The following is a 14,958-nucleotide window of genomic DNA, read 5'->3' on the forward strand; positions in this document are numbered from 1 at the left end:
ACGAAGAGGAGGGGCGCCCCCGATCCGGGGCGCCCCTCCTCTTCGTACGTACAGGGCTCAGGCGTCGTAGGTGTCGGCCTTCTTCGGCGCCGCGTCCTGGACCGCGCCGCTCAGCGACATCGAGCGGCTGCTGAAGCGCTCCGTGTCGACGCCGTTCTCCTTCAGCACCCGCAGCGCCGCCGAGTGGACCACCCGCAGCACCGGGGTGGCGGCGCGCAGCGCGTCGTCCGCCATGAAGCGGTGGTTCCACGGCTGCGAGGCCCAGGCGTGCCGCATCCCGAACGGCTCCGGCAGGCTGATCTTGCCGCCGAGGTAGTCCAGCAGCGGCGGGTACCAGGTCAGCGGGGCGCGCAGCGCGAGGCGGACCACCTCCTCCGGCTCGACCAGCGGCAGGTTGATCTTGCGGGTCTCCCAGAAGCGGACCGTCTTGTTGACCGTCTTCGTCTTGGCCGCGGGCTTCGAGAAGAAGAGCGAGTGGACCGGACCCAGCGCGTGCCCGGTGACCTCGATGCGCAGCGTCTCGTGCAGCACCGTCACCGTGATCATCATCGTCAGCACCAACTGGCCGTCCCAGAGCGTGAACTGCACGCCCAGGTAGTGCCGGGCGCCGCTGCCGAACTGCTGGTGGTTGCAGATGCGCTGTATCTCGTGCGGCTTGACCTGGAAGGTCGCCACGTCCTCGCCGGCGGGCCGGGAGACCGAGTCCGCGTTCTCGCCCACCGGGGAGACGATCCAGTGCTTCACCGAAGGCTTCGGGAAACCACCGCTGTTCAGCGGGCCGCGCTCCAGCATCTGCAACTGGTCGTGGATCGCCCGGATCACGTCCCAGCTGCGGAACTGGTGGAATTCCTTGGTGGGATCGGCCGAGACCAGCTCCTCCGCCAACTGCCAGCTGCCCCAGCGGGTTCCCATGCCGAGGATGCCCTTGGGGCCCGCGTAGAACACCGAGTTCGACTGCTGCTCCGCGGCGAGCTTCTCCAGCGACTGGCGGAGCGCCTCACGGGCGGTCTCGTTCGGGTTCTTCGGCACCGCGTCCGGGATCTTGGCGCTGATCCCGCCGCCCGAGAGCAACCCCTCCCAGCGGACCCGCATGTCCTTCGCCGACGTCTCCGCGATCCGCTTGGCGATCAGCCAGCCGACCACCGGGGCGACGATCGCCCCGCGCAGGTAGAGGCCCAGGAGGCCGCCGACCGGCAGCGCGATCAGCGCCACCACCGCCAGACCGCCGATGACGACCAGCACGACCGTGCCCAGCGCCTTGAACGCCGTGTCCTTGGACTTGTCGAGGGAGTCCCGCAGCCGGAAGGCGATGATCCACAGCAGCAGTCCGGGCAGGAACAGCACCCCGCACACCAGCGTCACCAGCGTCAGCCGGGTGTCGCGCTCCTTGCGGAGCCGGGACGCCGACAGGCAGTGCTCCACGACGGTCTGCGGGTCCATCCCGAAGGACTGGATCAGCGCGCCGCGCGCCCCGCCCAACGTGCGCTCCTGGACCGCGCGCGAGAAGGCCTCGCCCAGATTGGGCTTGAAGTAGTTGGCCTTGAAGAACTTCGAGGAACCCTCCGACACCGAGGACTTGTGCCACTCGTTGTCCGCCTTGAGGATCTCCTCCACCGGGCTGTCCCGGTACGCCGCCGAGGCCAGGGCGTTCGTCGCCACCGCCCCCGCGCTCGCGCCCTGGATCGGGATCTGCGCTCCGGGAGAAAAGTCGAATCCGTCGCTGGCCACTTGTTCGCCCCCACTCGCCGCATGGTCTGCTCCTGCGGGTGTGCCCAACTTCCTTACGCGGCATACCTTCTGAGCTGCGCCCACAGCGTAGCGTCCGAACACCCCGCACCGCCCGTCACCGGCGCGGCGCCGAGGGTGATTGCGACAACGCGCCGTCCGAGCGCCCCCTGGGCCGCGCCCGGCCATTCCCGCCGGGCGATCCGACGCGCAGGGTCGGACACGGCCCGGCGACGCGCAGGAACCGCAGGACGGGTGCCCGTCCGATGGAGCGGCCGCGTGGTGACTACGATGGGCCAGCCGGTGGCCGAAGGGGCCGCACGGCCCACCGACCCCTCAGGGAAGGCCATGCTGAACAAGTACGCGCGTGCGTTTTTCACGCGTGTCCTCACGCCGTTCGCCGCTCTGCTGCTCCGCCTCGGGATCAGTCCCGACGCGGTCACCCTGATCGGCACGGCCGGAGTGATGGCCGGTGCGCTCGTCTTCTTCCCCATGGGGGAGTTCTTCTGGGGCACCATCGTCATCACCGTCTTCGTCTTCTCGGACCTGGTCGACGGGAACATGGCACGGCAGGCCGGGATCTCCAGCCGCTGGGGCGCGTTCCTCGACTCGACGCTCGACCGGGTCGCCGACGGCGCCATCTTCGGTGGCTTCGCCCTCTGGTACGCGGGCAACGGCGACGACAACATCCTGTGCGCCGTGGCGATCTTCTGCCTCGCCAGCGGCCAGGTCGTCTCGTACACCAAGGCGCGCGGTGAGTCGATCGGTCTGCCCGTCGCCGTCAACGGCCTCGTGGAGCGCGCCGAACGCCTGGTGATCTCGCTGGTCGCCGCCGGCCTCGCCGGACTGCACGGCTTCGGCGTCCCCGGCATCCAGATCCTGCTCCCGATCGCGCTGTGGATCGTCGCGGCGGGCAGCCTGGTGACCCTCGTCCAGCGCGTGGTCACCGTGCGCCGCGAGTCCGCCGAGGCGGACGCCGCGGCCGCCGCGGCGGAGGCGGGCCCGGCGGGTCGGGGGACCGAGGACGGCCGGTGAGCGAAACCGGCACCGACCTCAGGGAACGACTGACCGACGGGCTCTACGGGCTCGGCTGGGGCGCGGTGAAGAAGCTGCCCGAGCCGTTCGCCCGCGCCCTCTTCCGTACCCTCGCCGACCAGGTGTGGAAGCGGCGGGGCAAGAGCGTGCTGCGGCTGGAGTCGAACCTCGCCCGCGTCGTCCCCGACGCCTCCGGGGCCCGGCTCGCCGAACTCTCCCGGGCCGGCATGCGCTCGTACATGCGCTACTGGATGGAGTCCTTCCGGCTGCCCGCCTGGAGCCCGGAGCAGATCAAGGAACGCATCGACGTCACCGACGCCCACCTCCTCACCGAGGGCCTGGACGCCGGACGCGGAGTCGTCCTCGCCCTGCCGCACCTCGGGAACTGGGACCTGGCCGGAGCCTGGGTCACCACCGACCTCAAGGTCCCCTTCACCACGGTCGCCGAACGCCTCAAGCCCGAGACCCTCTACGACCGCTTCGTCGCCTACCGCGAGAGCCTCGGCATGGAGGTGCTGCCGCACAGCGGCGGCGCCGCCTTCGGCACGCTGGCCCGCCGGCTGCGCGCGGGCGGCCTGGTCTGCCTGGTGGCCGACCGGGACCTGTCCGCCTCCGGCGTGGAGGTCGACTTCTTCGGCGCCCGCGCCCGGATGCCCGCGGGCCCCGCGCTGCTCGCCCAGCAGACCGGGGCGCTGCTGCTCCCCGTCACCCTCGGCTTCGACGACACCCCCGTCATGCGGGCCCGGGTCCACCCGCCCGTCGCGGTGCCCGAGGAGGGCACCCGGGCCGAGCGGACCGCCGCCATGACCCAGGCCCTCGCCGACGCCTTCGCCGAAGGCATCGCCGCCCACCCGGAGGACTGGCACATGCTGCAACGGCTCTGGCTCGACGACCTCGACCCCGCGGGCGGTACGGCCGGGGGGAAGCCCCCGTCGGGCGGTACGGCCGGGGGGAAGACCCCGTCGGGCGGTACGGCCGGGGGGAAGACCCCGTGAAGATCGGCATCGTCTGCCCGTACTCCTGGGACGTCCCGGGCGGTGTCCAGTTCCACATCAGGGACCTCGCCGACCACCTGATCCGGCTCGGCCACGAGGTCTCCGTACTCGCTCCGGCCGACGACGACACCCCGCTGCCGCCGTTCGTCGTCTCGGCCGGCCGGGCCGTGCCGGTCCCGTACAACGGCTCGGTGGCCCGCCTCAACTTCGGCTTCCTCTCGGCGGCCCGGGTGCGCCGCTGGCTGCACGACGGCACCTTCGACGTCATCCACATCCACGAGCCGGCCTCGCCCTCGCTGGGACTGCTCGCCTGCTGGGCGGCGCAGGGGCCGATCGTCGCCACCTTCCACACCTCCAACCCGCGCTCCCGCGCCATGATCGCCGCGTACCCGATCCTCCAGCCCGCGCTGGAGAAGATCAGCGCCCGCATCGCGGTCAGCGAGTACGCGCGCCGGACCCTGGTCGAGCACCTCGGCGGCGACGCCGTGGTCATCCCCAACGGCGTCGACGTCGGCTTCTTCGCCGACGTCGAGCCGAAGCCCGAGTGGCAGGGCGGCACCCTCGGGTTCGTCGGCCGCATCGACGAGCCGCGCAAGGGCCTGCCGGTCCTCATGAAGGCGCTGCCCGCGATCCTCGCCGCCCGCCCCGACACCCGGCTGCTGGTGGCCGGCCGGGGCGACGAGGAGGAGGCCGTCGCCCAGCTCCCCGAGGAACTGCGCTCCCGGGTCGAGTTCCTCGGCATGGTCAGCGACGAGGACAAGGCCCGGCTGCTGGCCAGCGTCGACGTGTACGTCGCCCCGAACACCGGCGGCGAGAGCTTCGGGATCATCCTCGTCGAGGCGCTGTCGGCGGGCGCCGCGGTGCTCGCCAGCGACCTCGACGCGTTCGCGCAGGTACTGGACCACGGCGCGGCCGGGGACCTCTTCGCCAACGAGGACGCGGAAGCGCTGGCCGCGGCGGCGATCCGGCTGCTGGGCGACCCGGAGCGGCGGGCGGGGCTCAGCGAGCGGGGGAGCGCGCACGTACGCCGCTTCGACTGGTCGACCGTCGGCGCCGACATCCTCGCGGTGTACGAGACGGTGGCCGACGGCGCCGCGTCCGTGGCCGCCGACGAGCGCGCGACCGGACTGCGGGCCCGCTTCGGGCTCGTCCGGGACCGGGACGCCGCCCAGCCCAGGGACCGCGACGCCTCCCAGCCGTTCGGACCGGCGGGGGACTGACGCCCGCCCGGACCGGCAGGGCCCCGGCCGGTCTTCGGCGGGGTGGTCGGCCGGTCGGGGCGCTCGGCCGGTCGGGGCGGCTGCCGGGCGCCGGTAGCCTTTGCGCCCGTGACCGCAACCTTGATCTGGACCGTCGTCGCACTCGTCGCGATCGGCCTGTACCTCAGCTGGACCGCCGGACGCCTGGACCGGCTGCACGCGCGCATCGACGCCGCCCGGGCCGCCCTGGACGCGCAGTTGCTGCGCCGCGCCTCGGTCACCCAGGAAGTGGCCACCTCCGGCCTCCTCGACCCCGCCGCCTCCCTCGTCCTGTACGAGGCCGCGCACGCCTCCCGCCAGGCCGAGGAGGACCACCGCGAGGTCGCCGAGAGCGAGCTGAGCACCGCCCTGCGCGCGGTCTTCGGCGAGAGCGCCCAGGTGGAGTCCGTACGGGAGGCCCCGGGCGGCGAGGAGGCGGCGGACGAACTGGCCGCAGCCGTACGCCGGGTGCCGATGGCGCGGCGGTTCCACAACGACGCGGTGCGCGCCGCGCGGGCCCTGCGCGCGCACCGCACGGTCCGCTGGTTCCGGCTGGCGGGGCACGCGCCCTTTCCGCTCGCCTTCGAGATGGACGACACGCCGCCCGCCGCGCTGGCCGACCGCCCGGGCACCTGAGACGGGCCGCGGGGGCTCCAGGCGACCCGCAGGGGCGGTGAGAGGCCGGGCGGGCGGTGCCGGGTGGCCCGCAGGGGCGGCGAGAGGCCCGCAAGCGGTCCAAAACGATCCACCGCCTCCCCATTGGCCCTTGCTGTGGACTGCTTCCGGGGCGTTTGCTCGGCGGTGCAGGAAACCAGTAGTCCTTTTCACCGAGTGAGGTCCCGTGTCCACGCTTCCCAGCACCCCGCAGTCCGCAGTGTCCGACGGTTCCCCCGCCACCGGCACCGCCCGCGTCAAGCGCGGCATGGCCGAGCAGCTCAAGGGCGGCGTGATCATGGACGTCGTCGACGCCGAGCAGGCGAAGATCGCCGAGGACGCGGGCGCGGTGGCCGTGATGGCCCTGGAGCGCGTGCCGGCCGACATCCGCAAGGACGGCGGCGTGGCCCGGATGTCCGACCCCAACATGATCGAGGAGATCATCGGGGCCGTCTCCATCCCCGTCATGGCCAAGTCCCGCATCGGCCACTTCGTGGAGGCCCAGGTCCTCCAGTCCCTCGGCGTCGACTACATCGACGAGTCCGAGGTCCTCACCCCGGCCGACGAGGTCAACCACAGCGACAAGTTCGCCTTCACCACCCCGTTCGTCTGCGGCGCCACCAACCTGGGCGAAGCCCTGCGCCGTATCGCCGAGGGCGCCGCGATGATCCGCTCCAAGGGCGAGGCCGGCACCGGCAACGTCGTGGAGGCCGTCCGTCACCTGCGCCAGATCAAGAACGAGATCGCCCGGCTGCGTGGCTACGACAACAACGAGCTGTACGCCGCCGCCAAGGAGCTGCGCGCCCCGTACGAGCTGGTCAAGGAGGTCGCCGAGCTCGGCAAGCTCCCCGTGGTGCTCTTCTCCGCCGGTGGTGTCGCCACCCCCGCCGACGCCGCGCTGATGCGCCAGCTCGGCGCCGAGGGCGTCTTCGTCGGCTCCGGCATCTTCAAGTCGGGCGACCCGGCCAAGCGCGCCGCCGCCATCGTGAAGGCCACCACCTTCTACGACGACCCGAAGGTCATCGCCGACGCCTCCCGCAACCTGGGCGAGGCCATGGTCGGCATCAACTGCGACACGCTGCCCGAGACCGAGCGCTACGCCAACCGCGGCTGGTAGCCCCCGATGAGCGACACACCCGTGATCGGGGTCCTGGCCCTCCAGGGCGACGTACGCGAACACCTGATCGCCCTGGCCTCGGCGGACGCCCTGGCCAGGCCGGTCCGGCGCCCCGAGGAACTCGCCGGGGTCGACGGTCTCGTCATCCCCGGCGGCGAATCCACCACCATGTCCAAGCTCGCCGTGCTCTTCGGCATGATGGAGCCGCTGCGCGAGCGGGTCCGGGCGGGCATGCCGGTCTACGGCACCTGCGCGGGCATGATCATGCTCGCCGACAAGATCCTGGACCCGCGCGCGGGCCAGGAGACCGTCGGCGGGATCGACATGATCGTGCGCCGCAACGCCTTCGGCCGCCAGAACGAGTCCTTCGAGGCCTCCGTCACCGTCCGGGGCATCGAGGAGGACCGGGAAGGACCGGTGGAGGGCGTCTTCATCCGGGCTCCCTGGGTGGAATCCGTCGGCGCCTCGGTGGAGGTGCTCGCCGAACACCGCGGTCACATTGTCGCGGTACGCCAGAAAAACGCCCTGGCGACTTCCTTCCACCCGGAATTGACCGGCGACCACCGGGTCCACGCGCTCTTCGTCGAGATGGTGCGCGCAGTGCTCTGACCGATCCCGGTAGGATCTCTCGGGTTCGGATCGATTTTGGTGACGCGAAGGAGAAGGCAGATGTCCGGCCACTCTAAATGGGCTACGACGAAGCACAAGAAGGCCGTGGTTGACGCCAAGCGCGGCAAGCTCTTCGCGAAGCTGATCAAGAACATCGAGGTCGCGGCCCGCTCCGGCGGCGTCGACCCCGACGGCAACCCGACGCTCGTCGACGCCATCCAGAAGGCGAAGAAGAGCTCGGTCCCGAACAAGAACATCGACTCCGCGGTCAAGCGCGGCGGCGGCCTCGAAGCCGGCGGCGCCGACTACGAGACGATCATGTACGAGGGCTACGGCCCCAACGGTGTCGCGGTGCTCATCGAGTGCCTCACCGACAACCGCAACCGCGCCGCTTCGGACGTGCGCGTGGCGATGACCCGCAACGGCGGCTCCATGGCCGACCCGGGCTCCGTCTCGTACCTGTTCAACCGCAAGGGCGTCGTCAACCTGCCCAAGGGCGAACTGACCGAGGACGACGTGCTGGGCGCCGTGCTCGACGCGGGTGCCGAAGAGGTCAACGACCTCGGCGACACCTTCGAGGTCGTCAGCGAGGCCACCGACATGGTCGCGGTCCGCACCGCGCTCCAGGAGGCGGGCATCGACTACGACTCCGCCGAGGCCAGCTTCCTGCCCACCATGCAGGTCGAGCTCGACGAAGAGGGCGCGCGCAAGATCTTCAAGCTCATCGACGCGCTGGAGGACAGCGACGACGTGCAGAACGTCTTCGCCAACTTCGACGTCTCGGACGAGGTCATGGAGAAGGTCGACGCCGCCTGATCCGGACGACCCGGAAGCGGTACGCGGCACGGGCCGACGGGGACACACCCCCGTCGGCCCGTCGCGTTGTCAGAGCCGCCCGATAGCCTGCCAGAACAGTTGACCGAGCGGTGAGGACAGGGGGCGTTCCGTGCGCGTACTCGGCGTGGACCCGGGGCTGACCCGGTGCGGTGTCGGCGTTGTCGAAGGCGTCGCCGGCCGCCCGCTGACCATGATCGGCGTCGGCGTGGTGCGCACCCCGCCCGAAGCCGAGCTCGGCGACCGCCTGGTCGCGATCGAGCGCGGCATCGAGCAGTGGCTCGACGAACACCGCCCCCAATTCGTCGCCGTCGAGCGCGTGTTCAGCCAGCACAACGTCCGTACGGTCATGGGTACCGCCCAGGCCAGCGCGGTCGCCATGCTCTGCGCCGCCCGCCGCGGCATCCCCGTCGCCCTGCACACCCCCAGCGAGGTCAAGGCCGCCGTGACCGGCTCCGGACGTGCCGACAAGGCGCAGGTCGGCGCCATGGTCACCCGGCTGCTCCGGCTCGACGCCCCGCCCAGACCCGCCGACGCCGCCGACGCCCTCGCGCTCGCGATCTGCCACATCTGGCGGGCCCCCGCGCAGAACCGGCTCCAGCAGGCCGTCGCCGCCCATCGCACGCTGAAAGGCCGCACCGCATGATCGCCTTCCTCTCCGGCCCGGTGGCCGCCCTCTCCCCGGCCACGGTCGTCATCGAGGTCGGCGGCGTCGGCATGGCCGTCCAGTGCGCCCCGCGCACCCTGGCCGATCTCCGGATCGGCCAGCAGGCCAGGCTCGCCACCTCCCTCGTCGTGCGCGAGGACTCCCTCACGCTCTACGGCTTCGCCGACGACGACGAGCGCCAGGTCTTCGAAATGCTCCAGACCGCGAGCGGAGTCGGCCCCCGGCTCGCCCAGGCCATGCTCGCCACCCACAGCCCCGACGCCCTGCGCCAAGCCGTCTCGACCGGCGACGAGAAGGCCCTGATGGCCGTCTCCGGCATCGGCAAGAAGGGCGCCCAGAAGCTCCTGCTGGAGCTCAAGGACCGGCTCGGCGCCCCCCGCGGGGCCCACATCGGCCAGCAGGCACCCGCCGCCGCCGTCGCGGACTGGCGCGAGCAGCTCCAGGCCGCCCTGATCGGCCTCGGGTACGCCGCCCGGGAGGCCGACGACGCGGTCTCCGCCGTCGCCCCGCAGGCCGAGGCGGCCCTCGCGGACGGCGTCCGGCCCCCCGTGCCGCAGCTGCTGCGCGCCGCCCTCCAGACCCTCAACCGCACCCGCTGACCCGGCGCCGACCCCCGAGGCAGGACTGACCCGATGAACTGGGACGAGACCGGACCCGACACCGACGAGCGGGCGGCCGACGCGGCGGCGGCGTACGACGACCGGCTGGTCACCGGCGTCGCCGACGGCGAGGACACCGCCGTCGAAGCCGCCCTGCGCCCCAAGGACCTCGACGAGTTCGTGGGCCAGGAGAAGGTCCGCGAACAGCTCGACCTCGTCCTCAAGGCCGCCCGCGCCCGGGGCGCCACCGCCGACCACGTGCTGCTCTCCGGGGCACCCGGTCTCGGCAAGACCACTCTTTCGATGATCATCGCCGCGGAGATGAACGCACCCATCCGGATCACCTCCGGGCCCGCCATCCAGCACGCGGGCGACCTCGCCGCGATCCTCTCCTCGCTCCAGGAGGGCGAGGTGCTCTTCCTGGACGAGATCCACCGCATGTCCCGGCCCGCCGAGGAGATGCTCTACATGGCGATGGAGGACTTCCGCGTCGACGTCATCGTCGGCAAGGGCCCCGGCGCCACCGCCATCCCTCTCGAACTGCCGCCCTTCACCCTGGTCGGCGCCACCACCCGGGCCGGCCTGCTGCCGCCCCCGCTGAGGGACCGTTTCGGCTTCACCGGCCACATGGAGTTCTACTCCCCCGCCGAGCTGGAACGGGTCATCCACCGCTCCGCCGGACTCCTCGACGTGGCCATCGACACCGCGGGCGCCGCCGAGATCGCCGGCCGCTCCCGGGGCACCCCCCGCATCGCCAACCGCCTGCTGCGCCGGGTCCGCGACTACGCCCAGGTCAAGGCGGACGGTGTGATCGACCGGGACATCGCCGCCGCCGCCCTCCAGGTGTACGAAGTCGACGCCCGCGGACTCGACCGGCTCGACCGGGCCGTCCTGGGCGCCCTGCTGAAGCTCTTCGGCGGCGGTCCCGTCGGCCTCTCCACCCTCGCCGTCGCGGTGGGGGAGGAGCGCGAGACGGTCGAGGAGGTCGCCGAGCCCTTCCTCGTACGCGAAGGACTGCTGGCCCGCACCCCGCGCGGAAGGGTGGCCACACCGGCCGCCTGGGCCCATCTGGGACTCGTTCCGCCGCAGCACGGAGCAAAGGGACAAGCGGGCCTGTTCGGGGCGTGATGCGTCACAGCTTGACCATTTGCGGAACCGGGGTGCGATGCTGGGCGTTGTTCCAGCGATGCGGACTCGCTTAGACTCCGCCGATGCCGCCCTTAAAGGTCGGTGTACCCACCCCCGTAGATACAGGCCGCATTTTCAGCGCGGTCGTGCGAAGGAAATCCGTCCTGTGAGCATCCAACTTCTTCTCCCCGTCATCCTGATCTTCGGCGTCATGTTCATGATGACCCGGTCCCAAAAGAAGAAGCAGGAGGCCGCGTCCCAGATGCGCAACGAGATGCAGCCGGGGACCGGCGTGCGCACGATCGGTGGCATGTACGCCACGGTCAAGGAGATCCAGGAGGACACCGTCCTCCTGGAGGTCGCTCCCGGCGTTCACGCGGTCTACGCGAAGAACGCCATCGGCGCCGTCCTGGACGACGCGGAGTACAACCGCATCGTCCACGGCGACACCGAGGAGCTCGACTCCCCGAGCGTTCCGGACGACGCCTCCTCGATCACCGACGGCGACGAGAAGATCGACCTGGAGAAGAAGTTCGCGGCCGACGACTCCGACGCCGAGGACACCGCGGTGAAGGACGCCAAGGACGACGGCGACACCGGCGCGAAGTAGTCGTACGACACGGGGACACCGCCCGCCCGTCCGGGGCGCGGTCTCCCCGGTACGTCCGGTCTTCTGCGGGGGCGGGTCCCCACAACACTTCGTGGCCGCTCGGGCGCGTACCCGGCGCGGAGCGGTTGGACAGGGAGAAACGAAAAGGTGGCAGCACCGAAGAAGGGCCGAGGGCCGGCCGGTGGCGGTCAGGGAAAGCCGGGGCGTTCCCTGGCTCTCATCCTGATCGTCATGGTCGCGCTCGCTGGCGGGATGTTCCTGTCCGGCCACACCACTCCGAGACTGGGCATCGACCTGGCGGGCGGAACCTCGATCACGCTCCAGGCCAAGAGCCAGCCCGGCAAGCCCGACGCGATCAACGAGACCAACATGAACACCGCGGTCGGCATCATCGAGCGCCGTGTCAACGGTCTGGGTGTGTCCGAGGCCGAGGTTCAGACCCAGGGCTCCAGCAACATCATCGTGAACATCCCGAAGGGGACCAACTCCGAGCAGGCCAGGAAGCAGGTCGGTACGACCGCCCAGCTGTTCTTCCGGCCCGTGCTGACCGTCGAGGCCAGCGGCTCGGACGCCACCCCGTCGGCCAGCGCCACCCCCTCGGGCAGCGCCTCGCCGAGCGCCTCGGCCTCCGCTTCCGCGAAGGCCACGGACGGCGAGACGGCCACGGACGGCGACAAGTCCTCCGCGTCCCCCTCGCCTAGCGCGACCACCCAGGGCCGCGCCGTCACCGGCGCGCTGACCGAGGACGCCACCCCGAGTGCCTCGGCCTCCGCCGAGGCGACCGCAGCCGCCACGGACGACGCCGCCGCGACCGACACCGCGTCGCCGAGCGCCTCCACCGACCCGGCCACCGCGAAGCTCCAGGCCGAGTTCGCCGCGCTCGACTGCTCCGACCCGAAGCAGCGCGCCGCCGCCGGCCAGGACGCCAGGTCCACGGACACGATCGTCGCCTGTGGTTCCAACACCCCGGGCAGCTACGAGAAGTACGTCCTCGGCCCGGCCGAGGTCTCCGGCAGCGACGTCGACAACGCCCAGGGCGCCATCGACCAGAGCACCGGCCAGTGGATCGTGTCGATGGAGTTCACCTCCGGCGGCGCCAAGAAGTTCAACAAGATCACGTCGACGCTGGCGCAGCAGACCTCGCCGATGAACCAGTTCGCGATCGTCCTCGACGGTGAAGTGGTCTCCGCGCCCTCGGTCGCCAGCGCGCTCAGCGCCAACGCCCAGATCTCGGGCAACTTCACCCAGCAGGAGGCCCAGGACCTTGGCAACATCCTGTCCTACGGTGCCCTGCCGCTGACCTTCAAGGAGGCGAGCGTCACCACGGTGACCGCCGCCCTCGGCGGTGAGCAGCTCCAGGCCGGCCTGATCGCCGGTGCCATCGGTCTGGCCCTGGTCGTCATCTACCTGGTGGCGTACTACCGCGGCCTCGCGACCATCGCGCTGCTCAGCCTCCTGGTCTCGGGCATCCTCACGTACACGATCATGGCCCTGCTCGGCCCGGCCATCGGCTTCGCGCTGAACCTGCCGGCGGTCTGTGGTGCCATCGTGGCCATCGGTATCACCGCCGACTCGTTCATCGTGTACTTCGAACGAGTGAGAGACGAGATCCGCGAGGGACGCACCCTGCGGCCCGCCATCGAGCGTGCCTGGCCGCGCGCCCGGCGCACCATCCTGGTCTCCGACTTCGTGTCGTTCCTCGCCGCCGCCGTGCTCTTCGTGGTCACCGTCGGCAAGGTCCAGGGCTTCGCGTTCACGCTCGGCCTCACCACCGTGCTCGACGTCGTCGTGGTGTTCCTCTTCACCAAGCCGGTCATGACGCTGATGGGCCGGACGAAGTTCTTCTCCAGCGGTCACCCGTGGTCCGGGCTGGACCCGAAGCGGCTCGGCGCCAAGCCGCCGCTGCGCCGCTCGCGTCGTGTCAACTCCTCCACCGACCCGAAGGAGGCGTGAGATGTCGCGACTCGGCAGCATCGGCGCCCGGCTCTACCGAGGCGAGCTCGGCTACGACTTCATCGGTAAGCGCAAGATCTGGTACGGCATCTCGATCCTGATCACCATCACGGCCATCCTCGGCCTGGCGGTCGGCGGCCTGAACATGGGCATCGAGTTCAAGGGCGGCGCGGTCTTCACGACCGACACCAAGGCCAAGATCTCCACCTCCCAGGCCCAGGAAGCGGCGGTCAGCGCCTCCGGCCACGAGGCGATCGTGCAGGAGCTCGGCAACGGCGGTCTGCGCATCCAGATCACCGAGGTCGACACCGCCAAGGCCGACGGCATCAAGACCCAGCTCTCGAAGGATCTCGGCGTTCCCGCGTCGAAGATCAACGCCGACCTGGTCGGCCCGAGCTGGGGCGAGCAGATCGCCAACAAGGCCTGGACCGGCCTCGGGATCTTCATGGTCCTCGTGGTGATCTACCTGGCCATCGCCTTCGAGTGGCGGATGGCCATCGCCGCCCTGGTGGCGCTGATCCACGACATCACCATCACGGTCGGTGTCTACGCCCTGGTCGGCTTCGAGGTCACCCCGGGCACCGTGATCGGTCTGCTCACCATCCTCGGTTACTCCCTCTACGACACGGTCGTCGTCTTCGACTCCCTCAAGGAGGGCCAGAAGGGGATCACCAAGCAGACCCGGTTCACGTACAGCGAGATCGCCAACAAGTCGATCAACGGCACGCTGGTGCGTTCCATCAACACCACGGTCGTCGCGCTCCTCCCCGTCGCCGGTCTGCTCTTCATCGGCGGCGGCGTCCTCGGCGCCGGCATGCTGAACGACATCTCGCTGTCGCTGTTCGTCGGCCTCGCGGCCGGCGCGTACTCCTCGATCTTCATCGCCACGCCGCTCGTCGCCGACCTCAAGGAGCGCGAGCCGCAGATGAAGGCGCTCACCAAGCGCGTTCTCGCCAAGCGTGCCGCCGCCGCGGCCAAGGGCGAGTCCGAGGAGGACGACGAGCCGCAGGACACCGTCACCGCGGGCGCCGGAGCCGGCTCCTCCGCCTCGGTGATCGGGCAGCGTCGCGAGCCCGGTGGCAGCACCGGCCGCGGTCAGGGGAAGCGCCGATGAGCACCACCGAATCCGTCCGGGAGCTGCTGCTCAGCCGCATCCGTGACGTACCCGACTACCCGAAGCCGGGCGTTCTCTTCAAGGACATCACCCCGCTGCTCGCGGACCCGGTCGCCTTCTCGGCCCTGACCGACGTCCTCGCGGAGCTGTGCGTCAAGCACGGCGCCACCCGGATCGTCGGCCTCGAAGCGCGCGGGTTCATCCTCGCCGCGCCCGTCGCCGTCCGGGCCGGGCTCGGCTTCATCCCCGTACGCAAGGCCGGAAAGCTGCCCGGAGCGACGCTCCGCCAGGCCTACGACCTGGAGTACGGCACCGCCGAGATCGAGGTGCACGCCGAGGACATCACCGCCGACGACCGGATCATGGTCATCGACGACGTCCTCGCCACCGGCGGCACCGCCGAAGCCTCGCTGGAGCTCATCCGGCGGGCGGGCGCGGAGGTCGCGGGCGTCGCGGTCCTCATGGAGCTCGGCTTCCTCGACGGCCGCGACCGTCTGGAGCCCGCCCTCCGGGGCGCTCCGCTGGAGGCGTTGATCACCGTCTGATCACCCTCTGAGCGGTTGGTACGACCACGCGCGGGCACCCGGGGAACAACCGGGTGCCCGCGCGCGTTGTCAGGGCTTCCACGGTCCCCGGACGAGGAGCCACCGGTGGCTCGATACCATGGCCTTCCGGGTAGT

Annotated in this window: 15 protein-coding genes; 14 read left to right on the top strand and 1 reads right to left on the bottom strand. The window is 71.1% G+C overall.

The annotated features are described in order from the left end of the window. Positions 1-57: 57 nt before the first annotated feature. Positions 58-1,728 carry a hypothetical protein gene (locus tag ACWCWD_RS19625; protein WP_450774058.1) on the bottom strand — a complete coding sequence of 557 codons (1,671 nt, stop codon included), beginning with the start codon at positions 1,726-1,728 and terminating at the stop codon, positions 58-60. Positions 1,729-2,073: 345 nt separating this feature from the next. Here ACWCWD_RS19625 and pgsA point away from each other — a divergent pair, with 345 nt between their 5' ends. The 14 genes from pgsA to ACWCWD_RS19695 all read left to right on the top strand — a co-directional run bounded on the left by pgsA (position 2,074) and on the right by ACWCWD_RS19695 (position 14,823). Beyond that, positions 2,074-2,760: a phosphatidylinositol phosphate synthase gene (gene pgsA / locus ACWCWD_RS19630; protein ID WP_450774184.1), complete on the top strand. Its 687-nt coding sequence runs from the start codon at positions 2,074-2,076 to the stop codon at positions 2,758-2,760. Further along, a complete protein-coding gene (locus ACWCWD_RS19635) occupies positions 2,757-3,755 on the top strand; it encodes a phosphatidylinositol mannoside acyltransferase (protein WP_450774059.1) in 999 nt (332 codons plus the stop codon). Before pgsA ends, ACWCWD_RS19635 begins: the two co-directional genes overlap by 4 nt. After that, positions 3,752-4,975 (top strand): glycosyltransferase family 4 protein, encoded by a 1,224-nt coding sequence (locus tag ACWCWD_RS19640; RefSeq protein ID WP_450774060.1) that lies wholly within the window; start codon positions 3,752-3,754, stop codon positions 4,973-4,975. Before ACWCWD_RS19635 ends, ACWCWD_RS19640 begins: the two co-directional genes overlap by 4 nt. A 108-nt stretch (positions 4,976-5,083) precedes the next feature. After that, complete coding sequence (locus tag ACWCWD_RS19645) at positions 5,084-5,629, top strand: hypothetical protein (protein WP_450774061.1); 546 nt, start codon at positions 5,084-5,086, stop codon at positions 5,627-5,629. 205 nt (positions 5,630-5,834) lie between these two features. After that, complete coding sequence (gene pdxS, locus ACWCWD_RS19650) at positions 5,835-6,764, top strand: pyridoxal 5'-phosphate synthase lyase subunit PdxS (RefSeq protein ID WP_450774062.1); 930 nt, start codon at positions 5,835-5,837, stop codon at positions 6,762-6,764. Between the two features lie 6 nt (positions 6,765-6,770). Then, positions 6,771-7,373 carry a pyridoxal 5'-phosphate synthase glutaminase subunit PdxT gene (gene pdxT / locus ACWCWD_RS19655; protein ID WP_450774063.1) on the top strand — a complete coding sequence of 201 codons (603 nt, stop codon included), beginning with the start codon at positions 6,771-6,773 and terminating at the stop codon, positions 7,371-7,373. Positions 7,374-7,433: 60 nt separating this feature from the next. Further along, positions 7,434-8,189, top strand: coding sequence for a YebC/PmpR family DNA-binding transcriptional regulator (locus ACWCWD_RS19660; protein ID WP_386890906.1), 756 nt, complete (start codon positions 7,434-7,436; stop codon positions 8,187-8,189). A 130-nt stretch (positions 8,190-8,319) separates the two neighbouring features. Then, positions 8,320-8,853 carry a crossover junction endodeoxyribonuclease RuvC gene (ruvC, locus tag ACWCWD_RS19665; RefSeq protein ID WP_450774064.1) on the top strand — a complete coding sequence of 178 codons (534 nt, stop codon included), beginning with the start codon at positions 8,320-8,322 and terminating at the stop codon, positions 8,851-8,853. After that, positions 8,850-9,473 carry a Holliday junction branch migration protein RuvA gene (gene ruvA / locus ACWCWD_RS19670; protein ID WP_450774065.1) on the top strand — a complete coding sequence of 208 codons (624 nt, stop codon included), beginning with the start codon at positions 8,850-8,852 and terminating at the stop codon, positions 9,471-9,473. Before ruvC ends, ruvA begins: the two co-directional genes overlap by 4 nt. A gap of 33 nt (positions 9,474-9,506) precedes the next feature. Then, complete coding sequence (gene ruvB / locus ACWCWD_RS19675; protein WP_450774066.1) at positions 9,507-10,601, top strand: Holliday junction branch migration DNA helicase RuvB; 1,095 nt, start codon at positions 9,507-9,509, stop codon at positions 10,599-10,601. A 166-nt stretch (positions 10,602-10,767) separates the two neighbouring features. Further along, on the top strand, positions 10,768-11,211 hold the full coding sequence (yajC, locus tag ACWCWD_RS19680; protein WP_450774067.1) for a preprotein translocase subunit YajC: 444 nt from the start codon (positions 10,768-10,770) through the stop codon (positions 11,209-11,211). Positions 11,212-11,358: 147 nt separating this feature from the next. Beyond that, complete coding sequence (gene secD / locus ACWCWD_RS19685; protein WP_450774068.1) at positions 11,359-13,164, top strand: protein translocase subunit SecD; 1,806 nt, start codon at positions 11,359-11,361, stop codon at positions 13,162-13,164. Between the two features lies 1 nt (position 13,165). Beyond that, positions 13,166-14,278, top strand: a complete 1,113-nt coding sequence (secF, locus tag ACWCWD_RS19690) for a protein translocase subunit SecF (protein ID WP_450774069.1) — start codon at positions 13,166-13,168, stop codon at positions 14,276-14,278. Next, positions 14,275-14,823, top strand: a complete 549-nt coding sequence (locus ACWCWD_RS19695; RefSeq protein ID WP_450774070.1) for an adenine phosphoribosyltransferase — start codon at positions 14,275-14,277, stop codon at positions 14,821-14,823. The genes secF and ACWCWD_RS19695 overlap by 4 nt, the downstream gene beginning before the upstream one ends. The last annotated feature ends 135 nt before the right edge of the window (positions 14,824-14,958 follow it).

This window comes from Streptomyces sp. NPDC001493, assembly GCF_053597235.1.

What these genes read in the sequence shown, in the direction of transcription:
- pgsA (WP_450774184.1), top strand. Translation starts at nt 2,074, where the DNA reads ATGCTGAACAAGTACGCGCGTGCGTTTTTCACGCGTGTCCTCACGCCG.
- pdxT (WP_450774063.1), top strand. Translation starts at nt 6,771, where the DNA reads ATGAGCGACACACCCGTGATCGGGGTCCTGGCCCTCCAGGGCGACGTA.
- ACWCWD_RS19660 (WP_386890906.1), top strand. Translation starts at nt 7,434, where the DNA reads ATGTCCGGCCACTCTAAATGGGCTACGACGAAGCACAAGAAGGCCGTG.
- ruvA (WP_450774065.1), top strand. Translation starts at nt 8,850, where the DNA reads ATGATCGCCTTCCTCTCCGGCCCGGTGGCCGCCCTCTCCCCGGCCACG.
- ruvB (WP_450774066.1), top strand. Translation starts at nt 9,507, where the DNA reads ATGAACTGGGACGAGACCGGACCCGACACCGACGAGCGGGCGGCCGAC.
- secF (WP_450774069.1), top strand. Translation starts at nt 13,166, where the DNA reads ATGTCGCGACTCGGCAGCATCGGCGCCCGGCTCTACCGAGGCGAGCTC.
- ACWCWD_RS19695 (WP_450774070.1), top strand. Translation starts at nt 14,275, where the DNA reads ATGAGCACCACCGAATCCGTCCGGGAGCTGCTGCTCAGCCGCATCCGT.